At 44.2% G+C, this 26,283-nt stretch carries 24 protein-coding genes and 1 tRNA gene; 8 read left to right on the top strand and 17 right to left on the bottom strand.

Annotated features, from left to right (window positions below):
* Positions 1 to 16 precede the first annotated feature (16 nt).
* The gene (locus KUA50_RS15110) at positions 17 to 1,591 is read left to right on the top strand and encodes an ATP-binding protein (RefSeq protein WP_218456383.1); all 1,575 of its coding nucleotides are present in this window, start codon (positions 17 to 19) and stop codon (positions 1,589 to 1,591) included.
* Between the two features lie 98 nt (positions 1,592 to 1,689).
* Here the strand turns inward: KUA50_RS15110 and KUA50_RS15105 are convergent, their stop codons facing one another.
* The 10 genes from KUA50_RS15105 to dnaE form a co-directional block, all read right to left on the bottom strand.
* Complete coding sequence (locus KUA50_RS15105; protein WP_218456384.1) at positions 1,690 to 3,375, bottom strand: fimbrillin family protein; 1,686 nt, start codon at positions 3,373 to 3,375, stop codon at positions 1,690 to 1,692.
* Positions 3,376 to 3,440: 65 nt separating this feature from the next.
* Positions 3,441 to 5,243: a fimbrillin family protein gene (locus KUA50_RS15100; RefSeq protein WP_218456385.1), complete on the bottom strand. Its 1,803-nt coding sequence runs from the start codon at positions 5,241 to 5,243 to the stop codon at positions 3,441 to 3,443.
* Positions 5,244 to 5,277: 34 nt separating this feature from the next.
* On the bottom strand, positions 5,278 to 6,168 hold the full coding sequence (locus tag KUA50_RS15095; protein ID WP_218456466.1) for a fimbrillin family protein: 891 nt from the start codon (positions 6,166 to 6,168) through the stop codon (positions 5,278 to 5,280).
* A gap of 37 nt (positions 6,169 to 6,205) precedes the next feature.
* Positions 6,206 to 7,099, bottom strand: a complete 894-nt coding sequence (locus KUA50_RS15090) for a FimB/Mfa2 family fimbrial subunit (RefSeq protein WP_218456386.1) — start codon at positions 7,097 to 7,099, stop codon at positions 6,206 to 6,208.
* Between the two features lie 21 nt (positions 7,100 to 7,120).
* Complete coding sequence (locus KUA50_RS15085; protein ID WP_218456387.1) at positions 7,121 to 8,296, bottom strand: OmpA family protein; 1,176 nt, start codon at positions 8,294 to 8,296, stop codon at positions 7,121 to 7,123.
* A gap of 138 nt (positions 8,297 to 8,434) precedes the next feature.
* Complete coding sequence (locus KUA50_RS15080) at positions 8,435 to 8,659, bottom strand: hypothetical protein (RefSeq protein ID WP_318346051.1); 225 nt, start codon at positions 8,657 to 8,659, stop codon at positions 8,435 to 8,437.
* Between the two features lie 188 nt (positions 8,660 to 8,847).
* Complete coding sequence (locus tag KUA50_RS15075) at positions 8,848 to 9,168, bottom strand: helix-turn-helix domain-containing protein (protein ID WP_218456388.1); 321 nt, start codon at positions 9,166 to 9,168, stop codon at positions 8,848 to 8,850.
* A 43-nt stretch (positions 9,169 to 9,211) separates the two neighbouring features.
* On the bottom strand, positions 9,212 to 9,979 hold the full coding sequence (locus tag KUA50_RS15070; RefSeq protein WP_218456389.1) for a hypothetical protein: 768 nt from the start codon (positions 9,977 to 9,979) through the stop codon (positions 9,212 to 9,214).
* Between the two features lie 247 nt (positions 9,980 to 10,226).
* Entirely contained in the window at positions 10,227 to 10,541 is a 315-nt protein-coding gene (gene trxA / locus KUA50_RS15065) for a thioredoxin (protein WP_022110070.1), read from the bottom strand.
* Between the two features lie 64 nt (positions 10,542 to 10,605).
* Positions 10,606 to 14,319, bottom strand: coding sequence for a DNA polymerase III subunit alpha (dnaE, locus tag KUA50_RS15060; protein WP_218456390.1), 3,714 nt, complete (start codon positions 14,317 to 14,319; stop codon positions 10,606 to 10,608).
* 136 nt (positions 14,320 to 14,455) lie between these two features.
* On the opposite strand from dnaE, the gene KUA50_RS15055 reads away from it, so the two are divergent.
* On the top strand, positions 14,456 to 15,148 hold the full coding sequence (locus KUA50_RS15055) for a phosphatidylserine decarboxylase family protein (protein WP_022110068.1): 693 nt from the start codon (positions 14,456 to 14,458) through the stop codon (positions 15,146 to 15,148).
* A 47-nt stretch (positions 15,149 to 15,195) separates the two neighbouring features.
* Complete coding sequence (gene pssA, locus KUA50_RS15050; protein WP_218456391.1) at positions 15,196 to 15,924, top strand: CDP-diacylglycerol--serine O-phosphatidyltransferase; 729 nt, start codon at positions 15,196 to 15,198, stop codon at positions 15,922 to 15,924.
* A gap of 76 nt (positions 15,925 to 16,000) precedes the next feature.
* Here pssA and pyrH read toward each other — a convergent pair whose 3' ends face one another.
* The 3 genes from pyrH to KUA50_RS15035 all read right to left on the bottom strand — a co-directional run bounded on the left by pyrH (position 16,001) and on the right by KUA50_RS15035 (position 17,947).
* The gene (gene pyrH, locus KUA50_RS15045) at positions 16,001 to 16,711 is read right to left on the bottom strand and encodes a UMP kinase (protein WP_218456392.1); all 711 of its coding nucleotides are present in this window, start codon (positions 16,709 to 16,711) and stop codon (positions 16,001 to 16,003) included.
* Between the two features lie 57 nt (positions 16,712 to 16,768).
* Complete coding sequence (locus KUA50_RS15040) at positions 16,769 to 17,503, bottom strand: biotin--[acetyl-CoA-carboxylase] ligase (RefSeq protein WP_218456393.1); 735 nt, start codon at positions 17,501 to 17,503, stop codon at positions 16,769 to 16,771.
* Positions 17,504 to 17,572: 69 nt separating this feature from the next.
* On the bottom strand, positions 17,573 to 17,947 hold the full coding sequence (locus tag KUA50_RS15035; RefSeq protein ID WP_218456394.1) for a YraN family protein: 375 nt from the start codon (positions 17,945 to 17,947) through the stop codon (positions 17,573 to 17,575).
* Between the two features lie 277 nt (positions 17,948 to 18,224).
* Between KUA50_RS15035 and KUA50_RS15030 the strand changes: the two genes are divergently transcribed.
* Positions 18,225 to 18,671 (top strand): nucleoside deaminase, encoded by a 447-nt coding sequence (locus KUA50_RS15030; protein ID WP_022110063.1) that lies wholly within the window; start codon positions 18,225 to 18,227, stop codon positions 18,669 to 18,671.
* Positions 18,672 to 18,863: 192 nt separating this feature from the next.
* On the opposite strand, the gene KUA50_RS15025 is transcribed toward KUA50_RS15030, so the two are convergent.
* Both KUA50_RS15025 and rsmI read right to left on the bottom strand, forming a co-directional pair.
* Positions 18,864 to 19,715 carry a hypothetical protein gene (locus KUA50_RS15025; protein WP_218456395.1) on the bottom strand — a complete coding sequence of 284 codons (852 nt, stop codon included), beginning with the start codon at positions 19,713 to 19,715 and terminating at the stop codon, positions 18,864 to 18,866.
* Between the two features lie 13 nt (positions 19,716 to 19,728).
* Positions 19,729 to 20,469, bottom strand: a complete 741-nt coding sequence (gene rsmI, locus KUA50_RS15020) for a 16S rRNA (cytidine(1402)-2'-O)-methyltransferase (RefSeq protein WP_022110061.1) — start codon at positions 20,467 to 20,469, stop codon at positions 19,729 to 19,731.
* 94 nt (positions 20,470 to 20,563) lie between these two features.
* Between rsmI and KUA50_RS15015 the strand changes: the two genes are divergently transcribed.
* The 3 genes from KUA50_RS15015 (at position 20,564) to KUA50_RS15005 (ending at position 22,525) form a co-directional block, all read left to right on the top strand.
* The gene (locus KUA50_RS15015; protein WP_218456396.1) at positions 20,564 to 21,145 is read left to right on the top strand and encodes a thymidine kinase; all 582 of its coding nucleotides are present in this window, start codon (positions 20,564 to 20,566) and stop codon (positions 21,143 to 21,145) included.
* A gap of 47 nt (positions 21,146 to 21,192) precedes the next feature.
* Positions 21,193 to 22,335 (top strand): AI-2E family transporter, encoded by a 1,143-nt coding sequence (locus KUA50_RS15010; protein WP_218456397.1) that lies wholly within the window; start codon positions 21,193 to 21,195, stop codon positions 22,333 to 22,335.
* Between the two features lie 117 nt (positions 22,336 to 22,452).
* Positions 22,453 to 22,525, top strand: a tRNA-Lys gene (locus KUA50_RS15005).
* A 133-nt stretch (positions 22,526 to 22,658) separates the two neighbouring features.
* Here the strand turns inward: KUA50_RS15005 and KUA50_RS15000 are convergent.
* Complete coding sequence (locus KUA50_RS15000) at positions 22,659 to 23,558, bottom strand: DNA/RNA non-specific endonuclease (RefSeq protein WP_218456398.1); 900 nt, start codon at positions 23,556 to 23,558, stop codon at positions 22,659 to 22,661.
* A gap of 290 nt (positions 23,559 to 23,848) precedes the next feature.
* On the opposite strand from KUA50_RS15000, the gene KUA50_RS14995 reads away from it, so the two are divergent.
* Entirely contained in the window at positions 23,849 to 24,499 is a 651-nt protein-coding gene (locus tag KUA50_RS14995; RefSeq protein ID WP_218456399.1) for a DUF4840 domain-containing protein, read from the top strand.
* 161 nt (positions 24,500 to 24,660) lie between these two features.
* Here KUA50_RS14995 and xylE read toward each other — a convergent pair whose 3' ends face one another.
* Positions 24,661 to 26,121, bottom strand: a complete 1,461-nt coding sequence (gene xylE, locus KUA50_RS14990; RefSeq protein ID WP_218456400.1) for a D-xylose transporter XylE — start codon at positions 26,119 to 26,121, stop codon at positions 24,661 to 24,663.
* Positions 26,122 to 26,283: the final 162 nt, after the last annotated feature.

The following is a 26,283-nucleotide window of genomic DNA, read 5'->3' as shown; positions in this document are numbered from 1 at the left end:
AGACAGATTAGGAATTATGGTAGAGACAAACGATAGAAGATTGCCAGTAGGCATCCAGTCTTTCGAGAAAATCAGAAAGGATGGATACCTTTATGTTGACAAGACAGATATTATCTGGCAACTTGCCAACAGAAATAAAACGTATAATTACCTGAGCCGCCCACGCCGCTTTGGTAAATCAGTGCTGGTCGATACGCTCGAAGCCTACTTCATGGGTAAGAAGGAACTCTTCGAGGGCTTGAAGATTATGCAGCTGGAGACGGAATGGGTGAAGCGCCCTGTCATCAGACTCGATATGAGTCGTGCCGGTGCAGAGCCGGAAACATTGCGCTCTTATCTCGACATCACTTTCGACAGATTAGAGAAGGAATATGGCATTACACCTAAACCTACAGCCCAGCTTGCCGACCGCTTCAATGCAATAATCGTTGGTTCGTATGAGCAAACTGGCCAACAGGTTGCCATTCTCATCGACGAATACGATTCTCCATTGCAGCATTCCTGGAAAACTCCTCACCACGAAGCATGTACCTCTATTTATAGAGAGGTTTTTGCCATTCTCAAGGCAGATGATAAATACGAGAAGTTTGTCTTCATCACCGGCATCACCAAGTTTACGCAAATCTCTCTCTTCTCTGTACTCAACAATCTGACCAACATCAGCTTTGAGCCGGAATATGCAGCCATCTGTGGTATTACGAAAGAAGAGGTGCTACGCGATTTTAAGCCGGAAATCAACAAATTGGCAGAATACGAAGACTGGTCATTCGATGAAGCTGTAGCACAACTGACGGCATATTATGACGGCTATCATTTCAGTCGCCGCAATATGGTGGATGTGTTCAATCCGTTCAGTCTCATCAATGCCTTGGCAGATTCTGACTTGAAGAACTACTGGGCATCATCGGGCGCAACCTCTCTGTTGCCTAAGTTTGTGGATGATATGGAACTCAAATTGGGTAATTTTGATCCGTGCACCATTCTTCGCCAAACCATAGAGACATCGGATGTGACAGGTGGAGGAGCAGAACTGTTCCTCTATCAGTCTGGTTATCTTACCATTAAGGATTACCAGATGGGAGTTTATATTTTAGGATTTCCTAATTCTGAAGTAAGGCAAGCACTTTACGAGACGGTGTTACCGGCACTTACGCTGCGAAGCAATGGTGATATCCAATCTACCCAGTCTGGTCTGTTTCTTGCACTTCAGCTTGGCAATCTTCCCGAAGCCATGAAATGCCTGAAGGCACTCATTGCGGACGTGCCTTATAGCAACAAGAAGCTTGCCAGCATGGATATGGAGGAGCGCTACCGACTGATTCTGAGCACTATCTTCAATGCCATTGGCTGCCGGGTGGAAGTAGAAAAGATGATAGCTACAGGCAGGATTGACATGGTGGTAGAAACCACTAACTTCATCTATGTGCTGGAGTTGAAACTGAGCAACAACGGTGGTGTGGATGCTGCCACGGAGCAGATGAAAGCCAAGCAGTATGCCGAACCTTTCAAGGCTGATAAGCGCAAGGTGATTGCCCTTGCCATAGAACTGGATGATATGGGAAAGGGACTGGTTGACTGGAAGGAAGTATAATAGTGCAAAAAGGGTCTATACGCCACCTGTTCTTCGTGGCATATAGACCCTTGTCGTTTAATGTTCGTTGCGGACGGAACTTTTCCGCCCGCAACAGCTTACTGCTTCCTCAAGGTAGGCAATGCTCCTTTAAGTTCGTAACGCCACTTTGAGCCTGCGTTCTGCAAGGCGCGGTTCATGGCATCAACGGCATTCTGCCAGGTAACGTAAGTGCCGTCCACCTTCGTAGATTCGGGGGCGGTCTTATAGCCTCGTTCCTGATTGTTCTTCCAGTAGCAGGCGGTCACGGTGGTGTAGTTATCTCCCAACAAGCCGAAGATATGTACATTGCCGGTGCTACTACCTGTACTGGTTACGTTGCCCGTGGCATAGCAGGCACGAACGCCTTTTCCTCCGTTCATTCCCACCAGACCGCCGCCAGAGATATTCTTTTTGGGGGCTATTTCTATGATCACGTTGCCCGTGGCATAGCAAGCGGTCAGGGTGGCACTCGAATTCGTCTGACCTGCCACGCCGCCGACATCGACCGTTCCATTCACTGTGGCAGAGGAGCTGCATCCGGTGATGGAACCGCCTATTTGAACACCCACCACACCGCCGACATACACCGTGCCGCTGACGCTGCCCGACACCGAGCAGTTTTCAATGGTGCCATCGCTATATCCTGCCACACCGCCGGCAAAGCCCGAACTGCGATTGCTTGTTATCTGTACGTCCTCCATCATCACGTTCTTCACCGTACCGGCATAACCGATAGAGCCGAACAGACCCACAAATTGGTCATTTGTCGTAACGGTCAGCCCCTTGATGGTATGACCGCCACCGTCGAAGGTGCCAGTGTATTTGTTGCTGTAGCCTGTGCCTATCGGCGTCCATTCTTTGCCCGTCAGGTCAATGTCTTTGTCGAGGGTAATGTTAATGTCGGTCTTACCTCCGTTCACTAATTCGGCTACATTCATCAGGCCATCGGCGGAGGTCACGGTGTAGCTGCCGTCGCTCTCTATGGTATAGCCCAGGTCTTTTGCCGCTGCGAGGGAGACGGTGTAGGTATATTCACCGCCCGCCTGCCAGTCGGTAGCATTCTTCATCTTATAAACGAAGGTCTTGCCGTTAGTGAAGGTGCAGACGATGAAGGTCGTGCCAGCTGCCACACTTTGCGGGGCTACGATGGCGGTGTAGGTGTTGCTACCCTTGTCATACGGGGTGATTATATCCGGGTTGTCGCCTTCGGTGGAGAGACCCGTCAGCTGCACGGATGCCAGCCCCTCGGTGTAGTCCGTCAGAATGATGGTCACCCGCGCCGTGCGGTGGGTGAAGCGAAGCGTGGGGCTACCGTAGGTCACCGTCTGTCCGTCGGCTACGATGAGGTCGCTGCCCTCAAAGTCTTTCTGGGTACTTTGGTTGGCTTTTACCTTTACCGCAGGTGGGGTTGTCTTGCCAGCGGTGTAGGGCCACCACGCTGTGACGGTGATGTCGTTGTGGTTGGTCCAGTAGTACGGGTCGGTGGAGGTCAGCGTGGCGCTTGTGTTGTCGACGGTGGAGGGCGTCACGTCGTATGCCTTCACCTTGCCGTCCATCAGGACTGCCACGCTCTGCACACCCTCCCAATTGCCGTCCACCGGGGCACGGGTGCCGGCGGTGGCTATCGCGGCGGGGTTCAGCCCCGTGGCGGTGAAGACGATGGGTGTGCCTTCCGCCCCTTCAGGCAGGAAGCCTGCTTCGTCCTGTGTGCAGGCGCCCAGTAAGAGGGCGAGCGCTGCAAGTGCAAAAAATCTTATCCTCATAATATCTGTTATTTTATTACTCTGGTTCTTTCCATTGCGGGCGTAACTTTTCCGCCCGCAACGGTTTACTGCTTCTTCAAGGTAGGCAATGTTCCGTTAAGTTCGTAACGCCACTTTGAACCAGCGTTCTGCAAAGCGGTGTTCATGGCATCAACGGCGTTCTTCCAGGTAACGACAGAGCCGTCCACCTTCGTGACTTTGGTGCTTTCCCTATTGTAGCCGATACCTTGTTCATGATTGTTCTTCCAATAGCAGGCGGTCAAGGTAATGTAGTTATCTCCCAAAAAGCCGCCGATATGTACATAGCCAGTGCTACTACCCGTACTGGTTACGTTGCCCGTGGCATAGCAGGAAAGGAGGCTTATTCCGTCGTTGAATCCTACCAGACCGCCGCCAGAGATATTCTCTGTGCGGTCTATTTCTATGATCACGTTGCCTGTGGCATAGCAAGCGGTCAAGGTGGCACCAAAAATCGTCTGACCTGCCACGCCGCCGACCTGGACCATTCCCTTCACTGTGGCAGAGGAACTGCATCCGGTGATGGGACGGTCCCTTTGAACACCCACCACACCGCCGACGCTCACCGTGCCGCTAATGCTGCCCGACACCGAGCAGTTTTCAATGGTGCCCCAGCTATATCCTGCCACGCCGCCGGCATAACCCAACCTGTGATTGCATGTTATCTGTATGCCCTCCATCACCACATTCTTCACCGTAGCGGCGCCATTATTGAAATTACCGAGATAGCCGAACAGACCCGCATATTTGTCATTTGTCGTAACGGTCAGCCCCGTGATGGTATGGCCGCCACCGTCGAAGGTGCCGGTGTATGAGTTGTCGTAGTCTGTGCCTATCGGCGTCCAGCCTTTGCCGGTGAGGTCAATGTCGGCGGTGAGGGTAATGTTTATGTCGGTCTTACCTCCGTTCACTAATTCGGCTACATTCATCAGGCCGTCGGCGTTATAGACCGTGTAGGTATTGGTGTTGCTGTCGTAGATGTAGCCCAAATCCTCGGCCTCGCCACTCTCGCCGCCGCCGTCAGCCCAGCTGCCGATGGTGCAGCCCTCTAACGTCAGGCCGGTGGTGTTCACCTTAACGGTATATTTATAGCGGCTGCCCGCTTCTAATACGACGTTGTTCTGCGGACGGAAGTAGAAGGTGCCGCCGCCGAGTTTCACCTTGACGAACGGCTTGCCTGCCGCAACGGTCTGCGGGGCGGTCAGTGCCTCGTAGGTGTTGCCGCTTGCGTTGTAGGTCTTGATGGCAGTCGGGTTGCCGTTATCGGCGGACAGGCTCACGAGGCTCACCATGGCACCAGCGACGCTCGTGAATCCCGTGCCGGGCTTCAGTTCGATTGTCACGCGTGCCGTGCGGTGGGTAAATTCAAGTGTCGGATTGTTAAATTCCACCTTCCGGTTCTCTGCAGAGATGAAGTCGCTGTTCTGGAAGTCAGCCAGTTTGCTTTGGTCTTCTGCCACCTTCACGGCAGGCATCTGTGTGATGTCGGCATTGTCGAAGGGCCACCATGCCGATACGGTAATCGGGTCGCGGCTGGTCCAGTAGTACGGGTCGTTCTTACGTGAAAGCGTGGCACTCTTGAAATCGGTAGATGCCGTTACGGTGTATTCCTTTACCGCATCGCCCATCTTGAGTGCCACGGAAGTGACGCCCTGCCAGTCGCCGTCCACAGCGGCACGGGTTGATGGGGCTGCCTGCGGCGTTGCCTCCACGGACAGTCCGGTGGCATGGATGACTACGGGGTATTCACCTTCGGACAGCCGGCTATCGTCAGCCAGTTCGTCCTGTGTGCAGGCGGCGAGGGCGAACAGCAACGCGGTGGCTGCGGGGATAAATAATCTATGCCTCATAATTCTTCATTCTAATCAATTAATTATTAATATCTTACAGGTCAGCATCCACTTCTCCGCCGTCTATATCGTTCCACTTTGCAATGGTGGCTTCGCTGACTTCAAGGACTTTGTTGCGTACCTTGACGGTATAGGTATAGTTGTTGCCCGCCTGCAGTGCGCCTTCGGGCATGGTGAGTGTGGCATGATATTCCTGACCTTTGTAATTCACAACCAACGGCAGGGATGCAACTGTCTGCGGGAAGAGGATGATCGATGACGTGAGATTGCCGTCTGCCAGATTCATGGCCAGTTCTCCGGTCTGTGCCCCGTTGTCTGCGGTGGCAAGACCGTCGGCCGTGTTGAACGTACCAGTGAGTAACAATCCGTCCAGCGTGTAACGTTTAGGCTTGACCACGCTGAAATCCACGCCGTCGCCCGCCTCGAAGGTAAGGGTTATCTGGCTCATGCGGTGGTGGAAGGAGTTGTTTTCACCGCCTTTGCCGGTTTTGTCGGTGAAGCTCACCACCGGGCTGTGTTTGTCTCCCGTAGCTCCTGAAGCAAAGAGGAAGTCGATGGCAGGCTGGTTTTGCTGCGCCGTGGCATCGGTCGTGGCTGTGAGGATGCCTCCCGCCGCGTTGTACGGATAGTAGGCGCGGAAAGTATGGGGCTTTGCATCTTCGATATAGATGATCTTTCCTTCTGCCTCAAATTTCCCGTTCTTCAGGATGAAAGGCACGTTGCCGTACTGGGTATCGTTGTCGATGTCGGTGATGCCGATACGGTCACCGTTGTCCCAAGTGGTTCCGCTGGCACGGGTGTTTACGCTGATACCACCAGTAAACTGCACGGCTACCTTACCATTTGCTGTTGTAGGAGTTGTATCTTCTGTACTGCATGAAACCATTGCACCTGCTAAGAGTGCAAGGGCGAAAAACTTCGTCATCTTTTTCATATTATCAATATTTTAAAAGTTATTATTATTATTTGGTTTCTACTTCATTGTTGAGGTTCGTCCAACCGTTGATGGTAGCATCCAGATTCATCTTCGGCTGCATTTCTTCGTACTTGAACCTTAGCTCATACTTTCCTCCTACATTCATCTTAGGAGCAGTGATGTCAAACTCTTGCAAGGTCCCGGTAGGCAGCAGCAGGCGGAGATAGATATGAGAGGATGAGCTTCCCTGTATGGTCGGCATCAGTCGGATGACTTCCGATTTCAGGGTTGATTCCGTAGCCAGGAGGGTAGGGAGTTCCACTTCCGTTGGCTCTATGCTCGGCAAACCGTAGTCTCCATCACTGTTCTTCTGTGTAGGGAACAGACTCCAGGCTGCATCTAAAGCCTTGCCACTCATCTCTGTACCTTTCGGTATGTTCTCGATGATGATGGTCAGTTCGGCAAGCACGCTCCTGATAGGATTCTGCACCACATAGTTGCCTTCCTTGTTGTCTATCTTCACGTCGGTCACTCCGAAATAGGCATTGTTCCTTACATCCTTGGGATTGGTCAAACCTATCAGAATATTGTTCCAGTTGGTCAAAGCCCGGGTCTGTTCGTTGATAAAGAACGGTTCTGTAAGGTTGGTGGTAGTCAGGATGCGATAGGTTCCTTCTGGGAGTTGGAAGCGTTGGCTTGCCACCTCCTGCGCACTGCCATAATGTTTTTCCTCTACAAGCGAACCATCATCGGCATTGAATATCCAGAGTTTCACATCCTTCACTTCCGTACCTTGGTCGGCTTCATCAGACCAAGTGAGCGATACCGACAAGCCGCTTTCTTTCTCATCAGAATGAACATCATGGTCGCAACTTGCCAACAGGCATGGGACGCATAACAGCACCCATAACCAAATATTAAATCTTCTTTTTGCTTTCATTTTCTATCCGTGTTTTATGGGTTACTTATGATTGTCTTTAGTCTCTACTCGGCGAGCCTTATCCGCATCTTGGGTGTCATCGCTGCCATTTCCTATGGCAGTAATGCGACTTGCCTCTATGCCATTCTTCACAAGCCAAGCTTTTACGGCTTCTGCACGCTGGCGAGATATACGTTTATTGACAGCCACGCTGCCTTTTGTGTCACACCAACCTGTTACCGTCACCTTCATGTTCGGATTCTCTTTCAATGTATGTAGGATACCATTCAGCTTCGACAGCTCGTTCTGCTTGATGCCGATACTGTTGAATGCGAAGTAAACGACAGGGAATGTCACCTTTGCAGATTCTTTTATGTCTTGTTCAGCAACTTTTGTTTCTGCCTTATCCACTGTTTCTTTCTGATTGACATTCTCCGAAGAAGTTGGTTCCTGTTGTAGAACCTCCTTTTGTGGAACTGATGGAGTTTCTGCTACCTTGTTCTTCTTTTTAGAGAGGTTTATCCCCAATCTCACTCCACTTTCCCAAACAAAGTTGTTCTTATGCAGATGTTCTGGCATTCCGTCCATACGTTCGCCAGTAAGACGGGTCAAACCGGAATAGATGCCCAATTTCAGACATGAGGTCAGTTGATAACCCACCTGCAAGTCTGCACCATAACCCAAATGCCAGTTGGTAGAACCTTTCATTACCTTGGCATCATCGGCTATAGTCTGGATATCAGCCTTGGTCGTTACAGCATATATATGAGGTGAAACTGCCAAATCCCATCGGCTGTTAGCTGTTTGATGGAACAGTCCAAGGAGATGAACGTTCACTCTTGCCCCATATCTGCCCATTCTGACATGGCTTTTCAGATTGGCATATTCCCAACTGTCCATGCCCAGGACACCTGCGTTGTAAAGCACACCGTCGCTACCCAACCAATAGTTACGTTCTACGCAGCAGTCTTGTGCCGACAAGTTCATCTCTCCATACTTGGCAGATAACTCTGCCGAGAATATGGAGTTGAAACGATAGCCCCCATATAAGCCAGCAGCCCAACCGAGGTGCGTCTTGTCATGTCCGAAACTTGAGAAAGTAGAGAAACCGAAAGGCATTCCACCCTCAATACCGACGTACCAGCCATGCGAAGTTGCCTTTCCATCTTCTTTTACTTCCGCTTTCGCAAAAGAAAATGGAAGAATAAATGCAAGCATTGCGACCAGTAATCGATTTTTTGTTGTCAAATAATTTATCATATCACTCATTTATTTTTTATCGTAAAAGTAAGGAACTATTTCCAATTACAGGACAAGTATCCACCACAAAGCCAATTCATCCATTCTTGCCGAAACTCACTCCAGAAAATACAAGAGGTTTGTCAGCAAGATAAATATGGATGCCAACAGCAAAAAGATATAAAAGCGTTCTCTCTTGATGAAGTCACGAAAGCTATAGCGAGCCTTCCAATGATTCTCAAGATATATTCTGTACTCATGTATCATGGCATATCCGAAGATAATACATGATATGAGTACAAACACCCCGATGATGATCAGGGCTAATTCAATCCTTGGCATTGTTTCTATTACTTCTTTCATGTTGCAAATATAGTGTTTTTCCACGAAGGAAGGTACATTTTTTCCCTGTTCATGTGTCGCATTCCTATCAAAAAGGTGTCGCATTCGTAGGAATGCGACACCTTTTTGGCTGTTTTTCGATAAAAAAATTGCTTTTTCTTTGGTATTTTACAAAATGATGGTTATGCTCAATTTGAGTCATTTTGTGCTGCATTTGTAGAATGGAAGTCTCTCCATTCTGTAGGAGAACAGTCTTCTTTTGTCTTGAAGATTCGGTAAAGATGAGTGCGACAAGAGAATCCACACTCGGCTGAAATGATGTCGTTGCTATAATCCGGATATTCCAACATCATCTTTTTTGCAGCGTTGAGACGTATCTCGCTGAGCCATATTCGGAAGCTAGAGTGCAGGCATTGATCGAAAAACAGGCTCAATTCGTTCTTTGATATACAAAGTGTACGAGAAAGCGTCAACATGTTCACATTACAATCCTTATAGCCCAAATCCATACACCATTGGTCAAGACTGTTTTGGATAAAGTTTCTGCGTTCTTCAGATAATTGCTGTAAAGGTTTTTCCCCATTCGCCCCCCCCACATCGTTGAATGTTCTCTTCTTTATCCAATAGCTCTTCTGTTGGAATATAACTGCTGCCGAGAGCGATAAACGTAAGGTTGAAGAACAACAAGGCAAGCAATACGGTAGGACCTACTATATATAATAAGGTTGTAGAAAAGGTGGCAACTGGCATAGCAAGAACTGCGAGCCATAGAATGATTACACTTGCACGCGAATATCTTACGTAAGGCAACAAGTCTGTTGCCGCCATTGGCTCCAACATATTTTTACGCCTAATCATCTCCTGAATAATCATGTATATGCAATAGAAAACACTTACGCAAAACAGTGTCAGCATCAGATAAAGCCCTTCTCTGATATACAGGCTATGATGAAGACTGATACCCACGCAAAAGACCACAATGATGGCAGCATAAATGCCACTGCACATCAATATCATTTTTCTGAGGTTGGAACTTGTGGTCTCTATGTTGTAGATTCCCATGGAGATAAGTGAAAAACATGGGGTATAAATGAGGATGTTGACGACCGCTCCTAAATTATCGTGCATAGCACGGAACCCGAAAGTCATCTGCAGCACATATTGTATCGCCAGTCCTATCAGGGCAGCAACGATCATCCATCGAGAACGCTCATACCGCTTGTTCTCCCATCTTACATGCAGATGAGAGAGTGCCACGATGAAGGCATTGATGAGCATGAATATGAAGCATGCAAACTGAAATAGAAATAATGAATCCATACGCTTCTTATCTTTTGTTTACTTTCTTGTATTTTTGACATCTTTCTTTGCCATACATTATTATAAAATAAGTAAATACGCTTGCAAAAGTACGATAATAATTTCAGAAAAAAGAACAATAGCCTCAAAATCTTTTACTGAAAGAAGATTAACAGAAGAGGGTGTGTCATGGACTGATGACACACCCTCTTTCATGTTTATTATACAAGCCTATTTATCTTATGAAAGGCGTACTACTATTCAAGTATTACAAGAGAGAATTGAACTTCTCCTGAAGGGTAGCCTTAGAAGCTGCACCCACAAACTTGTCAACCAACTCACCACCTTTGAAGAACAAGATAGTAGGGATATTGCGAACACCGAATTCCATGGCAATGTCATCATTCTCCTCAACATCACACTTACCTACTACCAACTTGCCATCATACTCGTTGGCGAGTTCAGAAACAATAGGAGCAATCTGGCGGCAAGGACCGCACCATGTTGCCCACAAATCTACTACCAATGGGAGCTCACCATTCTTGTAGCTCTCAAAATTGTCATTTGTAATTGTTACTTCCATTTTATTCTATATTAATATTATTATAAATATGATATGTCTTACTGCAAACCGTATGCCAATTTTATTAATTGATATGGTATGACATTTTAGGATGCGCCTCAATATATTGTATCAGTTCCTTGCCCACATTGACAGTCTTATCTTGCGCCCGGAACATGATGAAGGTATTGCTCTCCACATCATGTATCTGAAAATACAATTGAGTTTTCCCTGCCAGATCATCTTTCAACATCGTATTGAAATCATTGATAACTGTATCATCAACGATATCACTATCCAGCGTAATCGTCAATTTCTCGATACGGTTTTCTTTAATCGTCTGCATGTAATCAATACTGCTGATCTTGAATTCCAGATAATTACTATTGGCATATCTTGGAGCGCATTTTGCAGTAACATAGACTGTACTTCCTTCTACAAGCATACCACGCCATTGTCCCCAATCTTCACCAAAGAGAGCCAATTCTCCGGAGCCCTCAAAATCTTCCAGTGTTACAAATCCACAAGGCTTGCCAGTTTTGGTAAACGTTGATCTCAGCGCAGTAACGATACCGCCAAAGACAATTTCAGCCTTTTTGGACAAGGCCTCCTTGTCGCCCAATTCTGTACAATGCGTATTGCACATCGAATGGAGAACGATACTATAATCATCCAGCGGATGAGCAGACAGATAAATACCTACCAGTTCACGTTCCTTATTCAATTTCTCGATCGTGCTCCATGGCTCTCCCTTAGGAATAGGAGGAGTTGCAATTTCTACCGCTTCCTCTCCACCGAAGAGAGAAGTCACAGCTTCCTGCTGTTCACGCTGGTAGAGCTGTCCATACTTCACCAAAGTATCCAGGAAGACATTTCCCTTGGAATCCTTGGCAAAGAAATCCTCTCTTGGGATTCCGAAACTGTCGAAGCCACCACTCAGCGCAAGACTTTCAAAAGCCTTACGATTCACATTAGAGAAATCTACTCTTTGGGCAAAATCGAAGATATCTTTATAGGCACCATTCTTCTCACGCTCTGCCACAATGGCATCAGCCGCTGGAGCACCCATACCCTTGATGGCAGAAAGACCGAAACGGATCTCACCATGCTCGTTCACACCAAATGCACGGTAACTCTCATTGACATCCGGACCCAACGTCTTGATATTCATAGACTGGCATTCTTCCATCAACTTCGTAATCTCAGTAATCTGAGAAAAACGGCGAGTCATAAGCGCAGCCATATATTCGGCAGGATAATGCGCCTTCATATATGCCGTCTGGTAAGCCACCCAGGAATAACAGGTTGCATGCGATTTGTTGAAAGCATAGGAAGCAAACTTTTCCCAGTCGCCCCAAATTTTCTCAAGAATGGCAGGATCATGACCATTTTCCTGACCTTGCTTGATGAACTTAGGCTTCATCGCATCTACAATATCCTTCTTCTTCTTACCCATCGCCTTACGCAAGGCATCAGACTCACCACGAGTAAAGTTGGCAAGCTGACGGGAAAGAAGCATCACCTGCTCCTGATAGACCGTGATACCATACGTATCCTTCAGATACTTTTCCATACATGGAATATCATACCTGATTTCTTCCTGTCCGTTCTTTCGGGCAATAAAAGATGGGATATAATCCATAGGTCCCGGACGATAGAGCGCATTCATCGCAATCAAGTCTTCAAAGACCGTAGGCTTCAACTCGCGCAGATACTTCTGCATACCAGGCGACTCAAACTGGAAAGTACCAATGGTCTGACCACGCTGATAGAGTTCATAAGTCAGCGCATCATCAATCGGTATTGTATCCAAATCAACATCTTCACCTAATGTCTGCTTTACTACCTTGCAGGCCTCCTTCAACTCGGAAAGTGTCTTCAGACCCAAGAAGTCCATCTTGATCAAACCGGTAGATTCAATCACGTGGCCATCATATTGGGTAACGGCAGTCTTCAGTCCAGGGAAATCCGGGTCATCAGCAGTTGAAACCGGCACCCAATTACTAATCGGGTCTCGACAGATAATGAATCCACAAGCATGAATACCTGTACCTCGTATCGTACCTTCAAGCATTTTGGCATACTTGATGGTATTGCTTTCACGAGGATCAGTAGAAAACTCCGCATCCCTCAATGCCGGCGTATATTTGATGGCATTGGTCAAGTTCATCTTAGCTCCATCAGGCAATCGGTCTGGGATAGCCTTACAGAGTGCATTTGCCTTATCCAGAGGAAGTTTCTCTACACGGGCAACATCCTTGATAGAATTCTTGGTTGCCATACTACCATAAGTGATAATATGCGCACAATTCTCATGCCCATACTTATCCATCACCCATCGGAGCACTTTTCCACGACCATCATCATCAAAGTCGGTATCAATATCAGGAAGATTGACACGGTCTGGATTCAAGAAACGCTCAAACAGCAAGTCATATTTCAATGGGTCTATCTTGGTAATACCCAAACAGTAAGCTACCACAGAACCTGCGGCAGAACCACGACCCGGACCTACAACAACCCCCAATTCTTCACGTGCTGCACGAATAAAGTCGGACACAATCAAGAAGTAACCAGGGAAACCCATCGTCTTCATGACATGCAACTCAAAGTTGACATGCTCATCGACATTTTCCGGCAAAGGATCACCATATAATTTCTTGGCACCCTCGTAAGCAAGGTGCTTCAGATATTCCGCCTCAAACTTAATACGGTATATTTTGTCGTAACCGCCCAAGCGGTCTATCACTTTCTGTCCTTCTTCAGGCGGCAACTGGTTCTCCCCATTCTCATCAGAAGTAAATTCCTTGTAAAGGTCTTCTTCTGACACCTTCTCACGCAACTGTTCCTCGGTACCGAAAGTCTCCGGAATCGGGAAGAACGGCATGATAGGTCCATGGTCGATACTATAGATTTCCACCTTATTATATATATCGAGCGTATTGGACAAGGCTTCAGGAATATCAGAGAACACTTCATTCATCTCCTCCCGAGTCTTAAACCATTCCTGCTTAGAATATCGCATACGATTCGGATCATCCAGATCCTTACCTGTAGCAAGACAGAGCAAATGGTCGTGAGCCTCAGCTGTTTCCTTATCCTCAAAGTGACAGTCGTTGGTACAGATCAGTTTAATGCCATATTCCTTGGCAAATTCTATGAGCACCTTATTGGCACGCTGCTGCAATTCGTAGGTCTCACGATTGGCAAGGATACGTGGATCATCAGGCACTTTGTGGCGCTGCAATTCCAAATAGTAATCATCACCGAAAAGATGATGATACCATTCACAAGCCTCGCGTGCACCTTCGATATCACCATCCAGAATCTTCTTAGGAACCTCGCCAGCAATACAAGCCGAACAGACAATCAGATCCTCATGATATTTCTCCAAATCAGCACGATCCGTACGTGGGCGCATATAATATCCGTCCACCCATGAATTGCTGACTAATTTGATGAGGTTTTTGTAACCATTGTAATTCTTCGCCAAAACGATGAGGTGATAACCACTCATATCACCCCTGTTTTTATCACGATCCTCTTTTCTTCGATGGGCCACATACATCTCACAACCAATAATAGGCTTAAAAGGTTCCAGACCTTCTTTTTTTCTACCCTTATTGACTTTTCCGCAATAATCGGTCAGTTCCTTGATGCCAAACATGACACCATGATCGGTAACGGCCATACCCTTCATACCGTCCTTGATAGCCTTGTCAACAAGATGGGGAATCTTGGACTGACCATCAAGGATGGAATACTGTGTATGGACATGTAAATGTATGAAATCTTCCATTTTTTATACTAAAAAGCGAATTTTGAGTTCAAAGTTACTGCTAAAAGTTGACATAACCAAAAGAAATTGCGGAAAAATTTGCGAAAATGACAAAAATAATGTACCTTTGCAGTGATAAAAACTTAATCTCTCTGTAATGGGACAAAAAATAAAGAAACTAAAGAAGATTAGATTACACCGTGAAGGTACCGACCAGCTGATTTACGGTATCATTGCTATCATAGCAATTGCGGTGATATTGTGGAATGCCTTTGACAACAAAATACCATTTTGGTCTTTCTCTGTAGTCATGGGTGTTGTGTATTGCATCGTGCTTAACTTCTATCGTTGCCCTATACGTTACCTGAACGTAGAAGACACCGATAAATTAGTCGTGGCTCCTGCCGATGGCAAGATTGTAGTCATTGAAGAAGTTGACCACGCACCTTACTTCAATGATAAGCGCATGATGGTTTCCATCTTCATGAGCTTATGGAATGTGCATGCCAACTGGTTCCCTGTTGACGGCAAGGTGAAATTCGTGAAACACGTAGATGGCAATTATCACAAAGCGTGGCTTCCTAAGGCGAGCGAAGAAAACGAGCACTCCGATGTCATGATTACGACTCCTGATGGCGTGGATATATTATGCCGTCAGATTGCTGGTGCTGTGGCACGCCGTATCGTTACTTATGCCAAGGAAGGTGAAGAATGCTATATTGATGAGCATCTGGGATTCATCAAGTTGGGTTCCAGAGTTGATGTCTATCTGCCTGTAGGTACCGAGATTTGCGTCAAGATGGGGCAATCTACGACAGGCGACCAGACCATCATCGCCAAATTGAAATAGTTTTCGGGCAAGTTGAGCCATTCAACTACTGATCATCATATATAAAAATGAATATAAAGAAACATATTCCTAACACGATTACCTGTTGTAACCTCGTATCTGGTTGCATCGCAACATCGTTTGCTTTCGGAGGAGCACCCAAGATGGCACTTCTCTGGATTATAATAGGTGCAGTATTTGACTTTTTTGATGGCATGAGCGCCAGATTACTTCATGTTTCATCACCTATAGGAAAAGAGCTTGACTCTCTTGCTGATGATGTAACATTTGGAGTTGCTCCTTCAACCATCGTTTTTTCACAACTTTTCGTGATGGAGTATCCGGCAATCTTAGAGCCATTACGTTCATGGTTACCTTATACTGCATTCATCATCGCAGCCTTCTCTGCCCTAAGATTGGCAAAGTTCAATCTCGATGAGCGACAGACGACATCATTCATTGGTGTTCCGACTCCTGCCAATGCGCTGTTTTGGGGATCGCTGATAGTAAGTAGTCCTTCATGGCTAACCAACGACAAATGGTCTGTGGCTATCATCTTGGCAATGATTCTCATTACCAGTTTCTTGCTTGTATGTGAATTGCCACTCTTTGCTCTGAAATTCAAGCAATGGTCATTCAAAGGTAACGAAGTCAAGTATTTCTTTATAGGTCTGACCGTTATCATTCTTGCCGGCTCTGTATTCACAGAGGGCGCTATCGGATTTCTTCAGGCCTGGTGGATTATCATACTTGCCTATGTGATTCTTTCTGTGATTCTGTATTTAAAGAAGAAATAAAACAATAGCCTATAGTTTACTTATACGTGTAAACTATAGGCTATTTTCATATAATGAAAAGAATGGAGTAAAGAAATTAATTGTGTACCAAGGTACCAATCTCCTCACCATTCATTACCTTTTTCAAGTTACCTACGACATCCATATTGAATACATAGATAGGGAGATTATTCTCCTTGCACATCGTTGTTGCAGTAAGGTCCATTACCTTCAATCCCTTCGTATAAATCTCATCGTAAGTAATATCAGAGAACTTAGTAGCAGTAGGATCCTTCTCTGGATCTGCAGTATATATACCATCCACGCGTGTACCTTTCAGCATCACGTCAGCCTCTATTTCAATACCACGCAGAGAAGAACCGGTATCAGTAGTAAAGTAAGGGCTACCAGTACCAGCAGAGAAGATACAAATATAACCATCTTCCATAGCCTCAATAGCCTTCCACTTGGTATAGAACTCACCGATTGGTTCCATACGGATAGCCGTAAGCACTTTGTTCTTTACGCCCAAAGCTCCAAGCGCACTACTCAAGGCAAGAGAGTTGATGACCGTAGCACACATACCCATCTGGTCACCTTTGACACGGTCGAAACCCTTTTGGCTTCCACTCAATCCACGGAAGATATTACCACCACCAATGACGATACCTATCTGAACTCCCATTTCATGTACTTCCTTGATTTGTTTTGCATAATCACTAAGACGCTCCGGATCAATGCCGAAACTCTGTTTACCCATCAAGCTTTCACCGCTCAATTTCAAAAGGATTCTTTTAAACTTAGCCATGTTTTATATGAATTAAAATTAATAATTTACGTTTTTTCCTACTTTCTTAGAGTTATTTTATTCCCTGACAATACTGATTTCGCCAAAAGCATACGAACGGATTCTTCCCTGTCTATCATGCAAAATCAAATGGCCATCATCCTCAACTTCAACCAAGGCGCCTTCAAATTCACCATTAGCATCCCGATAAGGATGGAAGCCCTTTCTGCGATACAGAGACAAATGATAGATTCCCGACACGTCCATATAGTCTGCACGGCGCAGCAATTCATAATACTTTTCGAATCCATCAAGGATTTTCTTCAAGACTTCATCACGATCCACCTCATGTCCAAGAATCTTAGCTAAGGAAACCGGATTAGGAGCATCACTATGAAAGACAAGCTGATTGACATTTAATCCTATGCCAAAAACACAACTCTTGATACCCTTGGAATCGATTGTATTTTCTATCAGCGTACCACTGATTTTCTGATCGTTCCAATAGACATCATTAGGCCATTTCAATGTGATGTTCTCCACATAAGAATCCAATGCATCCTTGACAGCAAGAGCACCAGCCATAGACAAGACAAACTGGCGACGCACAGGAATCCAATGAGGATACACCTTGATACTGAAAAGCAGGTTTTTCCCTTTTTCACTTTCCCAGGTATGCGTACCCTGTCCTTTGCCAGCCGCCTGATAGTCAGCAACAGCGACAATCATTTCTTCATCACCCTCCTCACGATAATTTTTGAGATATCGATTGGTAGAGTCAATCTCTTCTAATCTTATAATTTTTGTTTTCATTTCACCTTATATTAATATATATAGTGGCATTTAGCTTTCAAGAGAAACAAAATGGCATAACCCATATTCTTATAGGAGTAAGGGGTTGAAAGCATCCTCTATCCAGTCAATACTCTCAACATGAGGACGCATACCGATAACAGAAATAATATCAAAGCGAATCTCGCAATCAATCATATTCTGTTTTACGTATGCATTAGCAGCAATAGCAATATTACGCATTTTGGTAGTATTGACAGCTTCCTCTGGTTGCAGATATACATCATTCCGGCGGGTTTTTACTTCTACAAAGACGAGTAATTTGCCATCTTCTTTCAAGGCGATGATATCCAAGTCTCGCTTCCCTACTCTCCAATCCCGCTCAAGAATAGAAAATCCCTTCCGTTGCAGGAAACGGGCAGCTTCATCTTCACCCCACTTACCCAATTCATTATGTTCTGCCATATCTATACCAATTCGTCATTTCATTCTTTTATATGCTGCATGAGCCATAAAGCATAATTTATTTGCAAAAATAACACTTTTCCTTTTAACGTCAAACTTTTTATTGCTTTTTTTTAAGAACAAAACGGTTTCTTTCAAAAAAGGTTTTATATTATTTTGTTTTATCTCGCTTTTCCATTAATTTTGCACCCAAAACAGCAGGGAAATCTTTGTTTTAAAAAAAGAAAGCCTGTAAGAAATCAGATAAAAACAGACAGGAAATCACAAAAAAGATAATATGGAAGAACAAAAGAAAAAAGACGAGGAATACATGAAGAAAGCAATACTCGAAGCACAAAAAGCCTTCGAGGAGGATGAGATTCCGGTAGGAGCCATCATCGTATGCAGAGACAGAATCATATCCCGTGCTCATAATCTGACAGAAATGCTTTGCGATGTAACAGCACATGCAGAAATGCAAGCTATTACATCAGGAGCCAATATGCTTGGAGGTAAATATCTGAAAGACTGTACGCTCTACGTTACGGTAGAACCTTGCGTGATGTGCGCAGGAGCTATCGGATGGGCTCAAATATCCAGAGTCGTCTATGGCGCAGCTGATGAGAAAAGAGGTTACTCCAAATTTGCTCCCAACGCTCTGCATCCCAAAACGACAGTCACATCAGGTGTATTGGAAGAAGAATGCAGATTGCTCATGCAGGATTTTTTCGGAAGAAAAAGATAAAGAGTCGGTACAAGAAGCTGGACAAGAAGAATTCAACTGAAGAGATTCGTCTGAAAGAATTTCGATAAAAAGAACTCGAAAGAATAAAAGAACTCGGCATAAATATGGAAAACAATAACGCTTCCCACATTTATGCCGAGATTTTATGAATAACACGAAGGAATCAAAACTCCTTCATTTTCTGTATAATCCTTATTTAACAAGCACAACCAGATACTTGCTGGTGCTCCAGAAAATCTGTGGATTAGTAATGCGCAATGTGTACTGCTTATTGGCATCACGTACCAGCGTATAACTGCTTGATGGATGAGCAGTCATCAATTTAACGGACTTAGAGTAGAGTTTGATTTCTGTAGTATTACGGATATCAATCTTGGTGAAGTAATTCTTATTGAAATTACCATTCATCACCTTGCCGTTCTCTAAGATACGCTGACCCTTCAATTCCTTCTTTGTACCAAATACATACCAAGCTGTATTCAGCTGCTTGTCCTGTGCATTGATAGTCTCAGTCTTCTTCTGACTTTCATTCTTCAAGTTGCTGACATTGGTATTCAAATTATTAACAGACTCATCGAGTTCCATGATATGAATATCCTTCTTGTCCAATTCCTCACGGAGAGTCTGGAGCTGCTTCTCCTTCTCTACCAACTGAGCCTGAAGACCCTCAATAGTTTTCTTCAACTGAGTAGCGTTCAAAGAACTGCCTTCCAATTTCTTCTGAAGTTGTGCAATCAGCTCTTTATTCTTCTTCATTTGAGCAGCGATGAACTGTATATCTTCTTTCATCTTCTGCTTACTGCTTGCACCCTCTCCGCTCTTAGCCAAAGCAACACGTCCCTCAGCCTCGCCAATCTGGCGAAGACCTTCCTGAACCTCATTGAAGGTACCCATCATGTCATTAATCTCACTATCTCTTTGAGCAATTACCTCATTGAGCGAATCTGCAAGATGCACATTAGCCGATTCTGGACTGTTTTTTCCATCCTTACAACCAGTTACTAACAAGGCCGCGCAGCAGACGATAAAAAATAATTTTTTCATAATCTTTCTCCTTTTAATTTTGATACTTATTCATTTTACGTTCTTCACGTCGCTTTTCTTTCATTTCTTCCTTGAGTTGCTTAGGATCCTTACCGGCAAGCACGATTACGAACTCGCCTCTTGGCTCCACTTCCTCAAAATGAGCAATCACTTCTGCCAAAGTACCTCTGACACTTTCTTCGTGTATCTTTGAGATTTCACGGCAGCAACTTACTTGTCTGTCTTCACCAAATACCTCAGCAAACTGCTGTAAGGTTTTCACCACACGATAAGGCGATTCATAGAAAATCATCGTACGAGTTTCATTTTGCAAAGACTCCAGATAAGTCTGTCTCCCCTTCTTTTGGGGAATAAAGCCCTCGAAACAGAATCTGTCACAAGGTAAACCAGATGAGACAATGGCAGGAATGCAGGCCGTAGGACCAGGCAAAGTCTGAACGGTTATCCCCGCTTTAGCAGCCTCACGTGCCAAATAAAAGCCGGGATCGCTGATTCCAGGAGTACCAGCATCCGAGATGAGAGCTATGGTCTCACCCGCCTTCAAGCGTTCTACAACAGAAGCCGAAGTGCCATGTTCATTAAACTTATGATGCGCCATCAATCTGTTTTTGATGTCGAAATGCTTCAGTAGGACGCTCGATGTTCGAGTGTCCTCAGCGAGAATCAAATCAGCTTCTTTCAAGACTCTGATAGCTCGCATTGTCATGTCCTCCATGTTGCCAACAGGAGTCGGTACGATATATAATATGCCCATACGGGGTACAAATGTAGTTAAATAATCTTTCTAAGCAAAAAAAAAACGATTTTCTTTGCATTTTTTAAAACCTTATTGCTAATTTTGCCACGAAATGACAGAAAATCTACTTGGGGAGACACACCGTCCCGGCAGAATTGAAGTGGTGTGCGGATCTATGTTCTCTGGAAAAACAGAAGAATTAATCCGAAGAATGAAGCGAGCAAAGTTCGCCAAGCAGAAGGTGGAAATCTTCAAACCTTCCATCGATACGCGCTACTCAGATGAAGAAGTTGTGAGCCATGACCAGAACTCTATCCGGTCAACTCCAATTGAATCCTCTGGGTCTTTGCTCTTATTGGCTTCAGACATCGATGTGGTCGGTATTGATGAAGCCCAGTTTTTTGACAATGGCCTCGTTGAAGTTTGCAACGAACTGGCTAACCGTGGCATCAGAGTCATCGTTGCCGGATTGGATATGGACTTCAAGGGAGTTCCTTTCGGCCCGATTCCTGCCTTGTGTGCCATCGCAGACGAGGTTACCAAAGTGCATGCCATCTGCGTGAAGTGTGGCGCCTTGGCTTACGTAAGCCATCGTCTGGTGAACAATGAGCGAAGAGTTCTGCTCGGCGAAAAAGACGAATATGAGCCTTTGTGTCGAGAATGTTACCAGAAAGCACTGAAAGGAGATGATTAAAATTCTCCAAGGAATCATGCCTAACTCTACATTATTATATAATACTTATGGCAAAGGAAATTACATTTGACAAATTTATCCGTTGGACAGGCATTGTGCTCATAATAGGGGCTGTGCTCTTTGCTACCAACTATTTAAGCAGCGTACTCTTACCATTCTTCATCGCTTGGTTTTTCGCTTACTTACTTTATCCTGTAGTCAAATTCATAGAAAACAAGTTGCACGTTAAGGTGAGAGCTTTGTCTATCATCATAGCCATGTTGCTTGCCATTGGTGTCATCGGTGGAGTTATCTGGATGATTATTCCTCCTATGATTGACCAGTTTGACAAACTGGGCGATGTGCTGACTAAGTGGTTGCACCAGACTACTCATACCAACAACCTCACAGCACTCATCAAGGACTGGATACAGGAAAATCAGGGGCAAATAGAGAAATTCATGAAGAGCAAGGATTTTTCCGATGCCATTAAGAGTGCCATGCCTAAGGTTTTCTCCGTAGTAGGACAAACTGCAAATATCATTCTGAGTATCATCGCTTCGATGATTACATTATTATATATGTTCTTTATCCTGCTCGATTATGAGACCCTTACCGCCAATTGGATACGCATCTTCCCTAAAAAGAGCCGTCCTTTCTGGCACGAACTGATGAAGGATGTAGAACGCGAAATGAATAACTATATTCGTGGTCAGGGAATGGTGGCATTATGTATGGGCATCATGTTCTGTATCGGATTTACGATTATCGGATTTCCAATGGCTATAGGTTTGGGCATTCTGATAGGAATCATGGACTTAGTACCATACCTCCACACCTTTGCACTCATCCCTACCGCCTTCCTTGCCATGCTCAAGGCAGCAGATACGGGCCAGAACTTCTGGTTGGTCTTCGGATTAGCCTTCCTGGTATTCTGTGTAGTACAGATTATAACCGACATGGTGGTGACACCTAAGATTATGGGTAAGGCAATGGGACTAAATCCTGCCATTTTGCTCTTGAGTCTTTCTGTATGGGGTGCTTTATTAGGATTCATTGGCTTGATTGTAGCCCTTCCTCTTACCACACTTCTCATCGCCTATTGGCAAAGATATGTGACCAGAGAGAAGCCTCATTATGAAAACTACCAGACTCCGGAAGAAGCCGCCAATGAACTGAAAACGCCTGCCAAAGTGCCTTCTGAGAAATAAAAAGTAAAGAAAAACGAGAAAAACGCGAGTTTTTTACAAAAAATCTGCTTTTTATTTGGTGGATTCAAAAAAAAGCTATACCTTTGCACTCGCTTTTGAAACATAAAGTTGGAGATTGACTCGCTAGCTCAGCTGGTAGAGCACAACACTTTTAATGTTGGGGTCATGGGTTCGAGCCCCATGCGAGTCACAATCCTAAAAAAGACTTCCATTTTTTTGGAAGTCTTTTTTGTTTTATTATCATTCTATTTTTCAGATACTGATTTATCCGATAGCTATTGATGATCTACTATAGACATCTGCTATATGCAACTGATTATCAACTACCATTCATTCATATCCGCTTTGGCTTCCACCTTATTCTCTATATTATCAGGCAATTTAGAGAAGAAATCGTATCCCGTAATTCGCTCAACTTCATCGATAGAATTGACAAAGTCTGTCTTTTTCCTTCCTTTCTGAGATTGGTTCCTACAGATAAAGCCAATAGCTTGAGGATAATCACCCATACGAAGGACTACCTTAAAGAAAGCCTCAGGAACCACTACTTTATTCCTTCCTATTTTGCGATGCTGCTGGTTCAGATAAATAGGACCACATACCACATAGACCTTCCCGTATTTTACTGCCCACGAACGGCATTGCTGCTCAATACTATTCCACATACCACGGTTCAAACCATTATCCTGTGGACACATATTGGTAATCAAGAAACAATCCTCCATAGCTTTTTCACTCCATTTATTATCAGCAGCAGGACACATGTGACCTCTATCATACCCGCTATTATAATAATCAGACAGATAGCCCTTTGGATCAGGCATATCTTCATCATCCTGAAAAGCCATACGCTGTACTTTACCAGAAGCATGCTCTGCAGAGATTGTCCAAGCTACCCAATTAGGATTTTTCATCTCATGATTGTAAGAAACGGTATAGGAATAGCGCTTTCTGATGGTTTCCGACAAGGTGCCCCTCGTATAAACAGGAATTTCCAAACCATCATAATTACCTTCTGCTACAGAAGTTCCACTTGTTTTCGAGGAAGACTGGTTTGCTTCAGAAACCACCTTGTCTATTTCAGAAGCCGTCTTGCTTGCTTTAGAAACAATCTTATCAAACAAGACTTTCTGGTTTGACTTGCTCTCTCCACAACTCACAGCAATAGAGAATGCAAAGAGCAATGCAAGAGATTTCAACACAAACTTATTTAACTTTTTCATACTGATTATTTTAGTTTACCTAATTATTAAAAATATCATTTACCGAAAAACAACAAGCTTAGGTTTACCCTACCATATTATTACACATGCAAAGGTACATAATGTTTTCTAATTAAGCAAGAAAATAGATCAAAAACATTATTAACATTAATTAACTACTATCTAATGCAAGATTCTTGTTCTTTTTGGGTTATAAAATAGGATAGAAATAAAAAGAATAATATATCCGTAACTAAATACCTTTATCATAAAGGTAGGAAAATAGTATAATAACAATTAAACATAAGAAAATGAAAAAAATCACATTGCTATCTTTAGTTGCTGTATTGCTCACAGCACTAACTTTCACTTCATGTAATACAGGAGATGATAACGGCTACAGCTATCTTACAAAGGAGCAGCAAGATGCTTACCAAACGAAAATGGCAGGTTCTTATTCTAATCTGGTACTCTTATTCGATCACAAGAATGATGCTAACGTTAAGAACCAGATAGATTCTGTAGAGACAGAATGCTATTTCAGTATGCGTAATGATAGTACATTTACCATCAGCAATTTCCCAATCAAGAAACTTGCTGAGCACATCTCTAATCCAGAATTGAAGGAAGCTATCAGTAAGGTAGGAGACAAGACTGTGGCAGGAAAGTACATGGTTTTACCAAACAGTCAGACAAACCAAGCATATTTTTATGCTTGTCCAAGTCCTATCAACCTCAATCTTACATACGGTTCAGATGCTAAAGAGCATAAGGTTGTATTGGTATTCACTACCTCCTCTTACTATACAGGCAGCTGTGTTTGGTCAACCAAGCAAATCGGTTTCCCATTCTATCTTACCTACATCTTTGTAGATGGCGCACAGACCAACTACATCAAGAATTCAACACATTCAGGTGCATATGTAAGTTTTGCTTGCCGCAATAAAGCGACATCAAAATAATAAAAATATTATCAAGAAAAGAATTAAACTATCAAATATATGCGTAGTTAATACTCTCTTATATAAAGTTAATACTCTCTTATATAAAAACGTATAGAGGCGCAACCATCGTGAAGATGCTTGCGCCTCGTCTTTTTACTGATCATAAATGTTTTAAAGCATTATTCCTTTCTCCAGAGTTTACTCATATCCTCCAGACTCTTTCCCTTTGTCTCTGGCACAAGTTTCCACACGAAGAGGGCTGCACAAATACAGATGGCTCCATAAAGACCATAGGTAAACCAATGACCGAAATCATCTCCTTCCACCAAATGCATATTAAACAGCGGAACGAAGGTTGAGCTGACAATAAAGTTGAAGATCCACTGGAAGGCAACTGCGATGGCAACAGCAGCGCCACGAATGGTATTTGGGAAAAGTTCTGCGATGAGCACCCAAGCAATTGGCCCCCAAGAGAACATGAAGCTGGCACTATAAACCATAATACTGAGCATCGTGATGGTTCCCAAAGAAGGATTTCCGAAGGTCAAAGCCACACCAAGTGCTCCTATTGCCATACCGATGGAACCGAAGATCAGCAAAGGTTTACGTCCCCATTTCTCTACATAGAATACAGCAACTAAAGTAAATGAAATATTCACTATACCCATAATCACAGTCTGAACCATCGGATTGCTCATGCCCATATCCTGGAAGATACGAGGAGCATAATAGAGCACGGCATTAATGCCTACAGCCTGCTGGAAAACAGAGAGCATAACACCCACAAAGATACACATAAAACCATAGGAGAATAGCTTTTCAGTCTTCACCGTTACCGTATTCTTAATATCCTGGATTATCTCATGAGCCTTATTACTTCCATTGATTCTTGAAAGAATACCATAAGCCTTCTCTTCCTGTCCTACCATGACGAGATAACGAGGAGTCTCAGGAACAAAACAAATCAGGAAAGTGAACAAGCCGGCTGGCACACATTCACTTCCGAACATATATCTCCAACCCGTTTCAACAGTCCATTCCGCATCAGCCCAGTTGGCAATAGCACCTGCAGCATCATAAATCGGATTAGCATGATCTCCCATAATGATGAAATTGACAAAATAGACCACCAACTGACCGAAGATGATAGCAAATTGATTCCAACTTACCAGCATACCACGTATATTACTTGGTGCGATTTCTCCAATATACATAGGACAAATAGCCGAAGCCATACCTACACCGATACCACCCAAGACACGATAGAAGTTGAAAACGACAAGCAAAGTCCAGTCAGGCTTTCCCTGTGGCAGGATGTAGCTCTCTGGTTCCATTGATCCCCATGCAGACAGGAAGAAGCAGACACCCGCAAAAATAAGCGAGCGTTTACGTCCCAACTTACTGGCAAAGAGACCAGAAAGAGCACTACCGATGATACAACCGATCAATGCACTTGATGATGTAAATCCGTGCATGAAATCCGTGTATTCGAAATCACTTGCGCCCTTGAAGAAAGCTTGCAATCCTTTTTCGGCACCCGAAATTACTGCGGTATCATAACCGAAGAGCAAGCCACCCAATACGGCGACCATCACAATTGAGATAAGATAGGCTTTAGAGCCATTTTGATTCTGTTCCATATTTTTTAGGTTTAAATTGTATCTGTTTTAGAATAGTTTGTAAAACTATACTTATTACGCTATTTTTCCACAAATATTACATGATTCTTAAAAATATTACGTCCATCTTTCTTTTTTCCCCATATTTTTTCATTTTTGCTCTTTATTTTTTCGTTTTGCTCC

The sequence above is a fragment of the Segatella hominis genome (assembly GCF_019249725.2).
GTDB lineage: Bacteria > Bacteroidota > Bacteroidia > Bacteroidales > Bacteroidaceae > Prevotella.
This window is presented reverse-complemented; position numbering and strand designations above follow the sequence as displayed.

Coding starts and splice junctions, on each gene's coding strand:
- KUA50_RS15110 (WP_218456383.1), top strand. CDS start 17: ATGGTAGAGACAAACGATAGAAGATTGCCAGTAGGCATCCAGTCTTTC.
- KUA50_RS15105 (WP_218456384.1), bottom strand. CDS start 3,375: ATGAGGATAAGATTTTTTGCACTTGCAGCGCTCGCCCTCTTACTGGGC.
- KUA50_RS15100 (WP_218456385.1), bottom strand. CDS start 5,243: ATGAGGCATAGATTATTTATCCCCGCAGCCACCGCGTTGCTGTTCGCC.
- KUA50_RS15095 (WP_218456466.1), bottom strand. CDS start 6,168: ATGACGAAGTTTTTCGCCCTTGCACTCTTAGCAGGTGCAATGGTTTCA.
- KUA50_RS15090 (WP_218456386.1), bottom strand. CDS start 7,099: ATGAAAGCAAAAAGAAGATTTAATATTTGGTTATGGGTGCTGTTATGC.
- KUA50_RS15085 (WP_218456387.1), bottom strand. CDS start 8,296: ATGCTTGCATTTATTCTTCCATTTTCTTTTGCGAAAGCGGAAGTAAAA.
- KUA50_RS15080 (WP_318346051.1), bottom strand. CDS start 8,659: ATGCCAAGGATTGAATTAGCCCTGATCATCATCGGGGTGTTTGTACTC.
- KUA50_RS15075 (WP_218456388.1), bottom strand. CDS start 9,168: ATGGATTTGGGCTATAAGGATTGTAATGTGAACATGTTGACGCTTTCT.
- KUA50_RS15070 (WP_218456389.1), bottom strand. CDS start 9,979: ATGGATTCATTATTTCTATTTCAGTTTGCATGCTTCATATTCATGCTC.
- trxA (WP_022110070.1), bottom strand. CDS start 10,541: ATGGAAGTAACAATTACAAATGACAATTTTGAGAGCTACAAGAATGGT.
- dnaE (WP_218456390.1), bottom strand. CDS start 14,319: ATGGAAGATTTCATACATTTACATGTCCATACACAGTATTCCATCCTT.
- KUA50_RS15055 (WP_022110068.1), top strand. CDS start 14,456: ATGGGACAAAAAATAAAGAAACTAAAGAAGATTAGATTACACCGTGAA.
- pssA (WP_218456391.1), top strand. CDS start 15,196: ATGAATATAAAGAAACATATTCCTAACACGATTACCTGTTGTAACCTC.
- pyrH (WP_218456392.1), bottom strand. CDS start 16,711: ATGGCTAAGTTTAAAAGAATCCTTTTGAAATTGAGCGGTGAAAGCTTG.
- KUA50_RS15040 (WP_218456393.1), bottom strand. CDS start 17,503: ATGAAAACAAAAATTATAAGATTAGAAGAGATTGACTCTACCAATCGA.
- KUA50_RS15035 (WP_218456394.1), bottom strand. CDS start 17,947: ATGGCAGAACATAATGAATTGGGTAAGTGGGGTGAAGATGAAGCTGCC.
- KUA50_RS15030 (WP_022110063.1), top strand. CDS start 18,225: ATGGAAGAACAAAAGAAAAAAGACGAGGAATACATGAAGAAAGCAATA.
- KUA50_RS15025 (WP_218456395.1), bottom strand. CDS start 19,715: ATGAAAAAATTATTTTTTATCGTCTGCTGCGCGGCCTTGTTAGTAACT.
- rsmI (WP_022110061.1), bottom strand. CDS start 20,469: ATGGGCATATTATATATCGTACCGACTCCTGTTGGCAACATGGAGGAC.
- KUA50_RS15015 (WP_218456396.1), top strand. CDS start 20,564: ATGACAGAAAATCTACTTGGGGAGACACACCGTCCCGGCAGAATTGAA.
- KUA50_RS15010 (WP_218456397.1), top strand. CDS start 21,193: ATGGCAAAGGAAATTACATTTGACAAATTTATCCGTTGGACAGGCATT.
- KUA50_RS15000 (WP_218456398.1), bottom strand. CDS start 23,558: ATGAAAAAGTTAAATAAGTTTGTGTTGAAATCTCTTGCATTGCTCTTT.
- KUA50_RS14995 (WP_218456399.1), top strand. CDS start 23,849: ATGAAAAAAATCACATTGCTATCTTTAGTTGCTGTATTGCTCACAGCA.
- xylE (WP_218456400.1), bottom strand. CDS start 26,121: ATGGAACAGAATCAAAATGGCTCTAAAGCCTATCTTATCTCAATTGTG.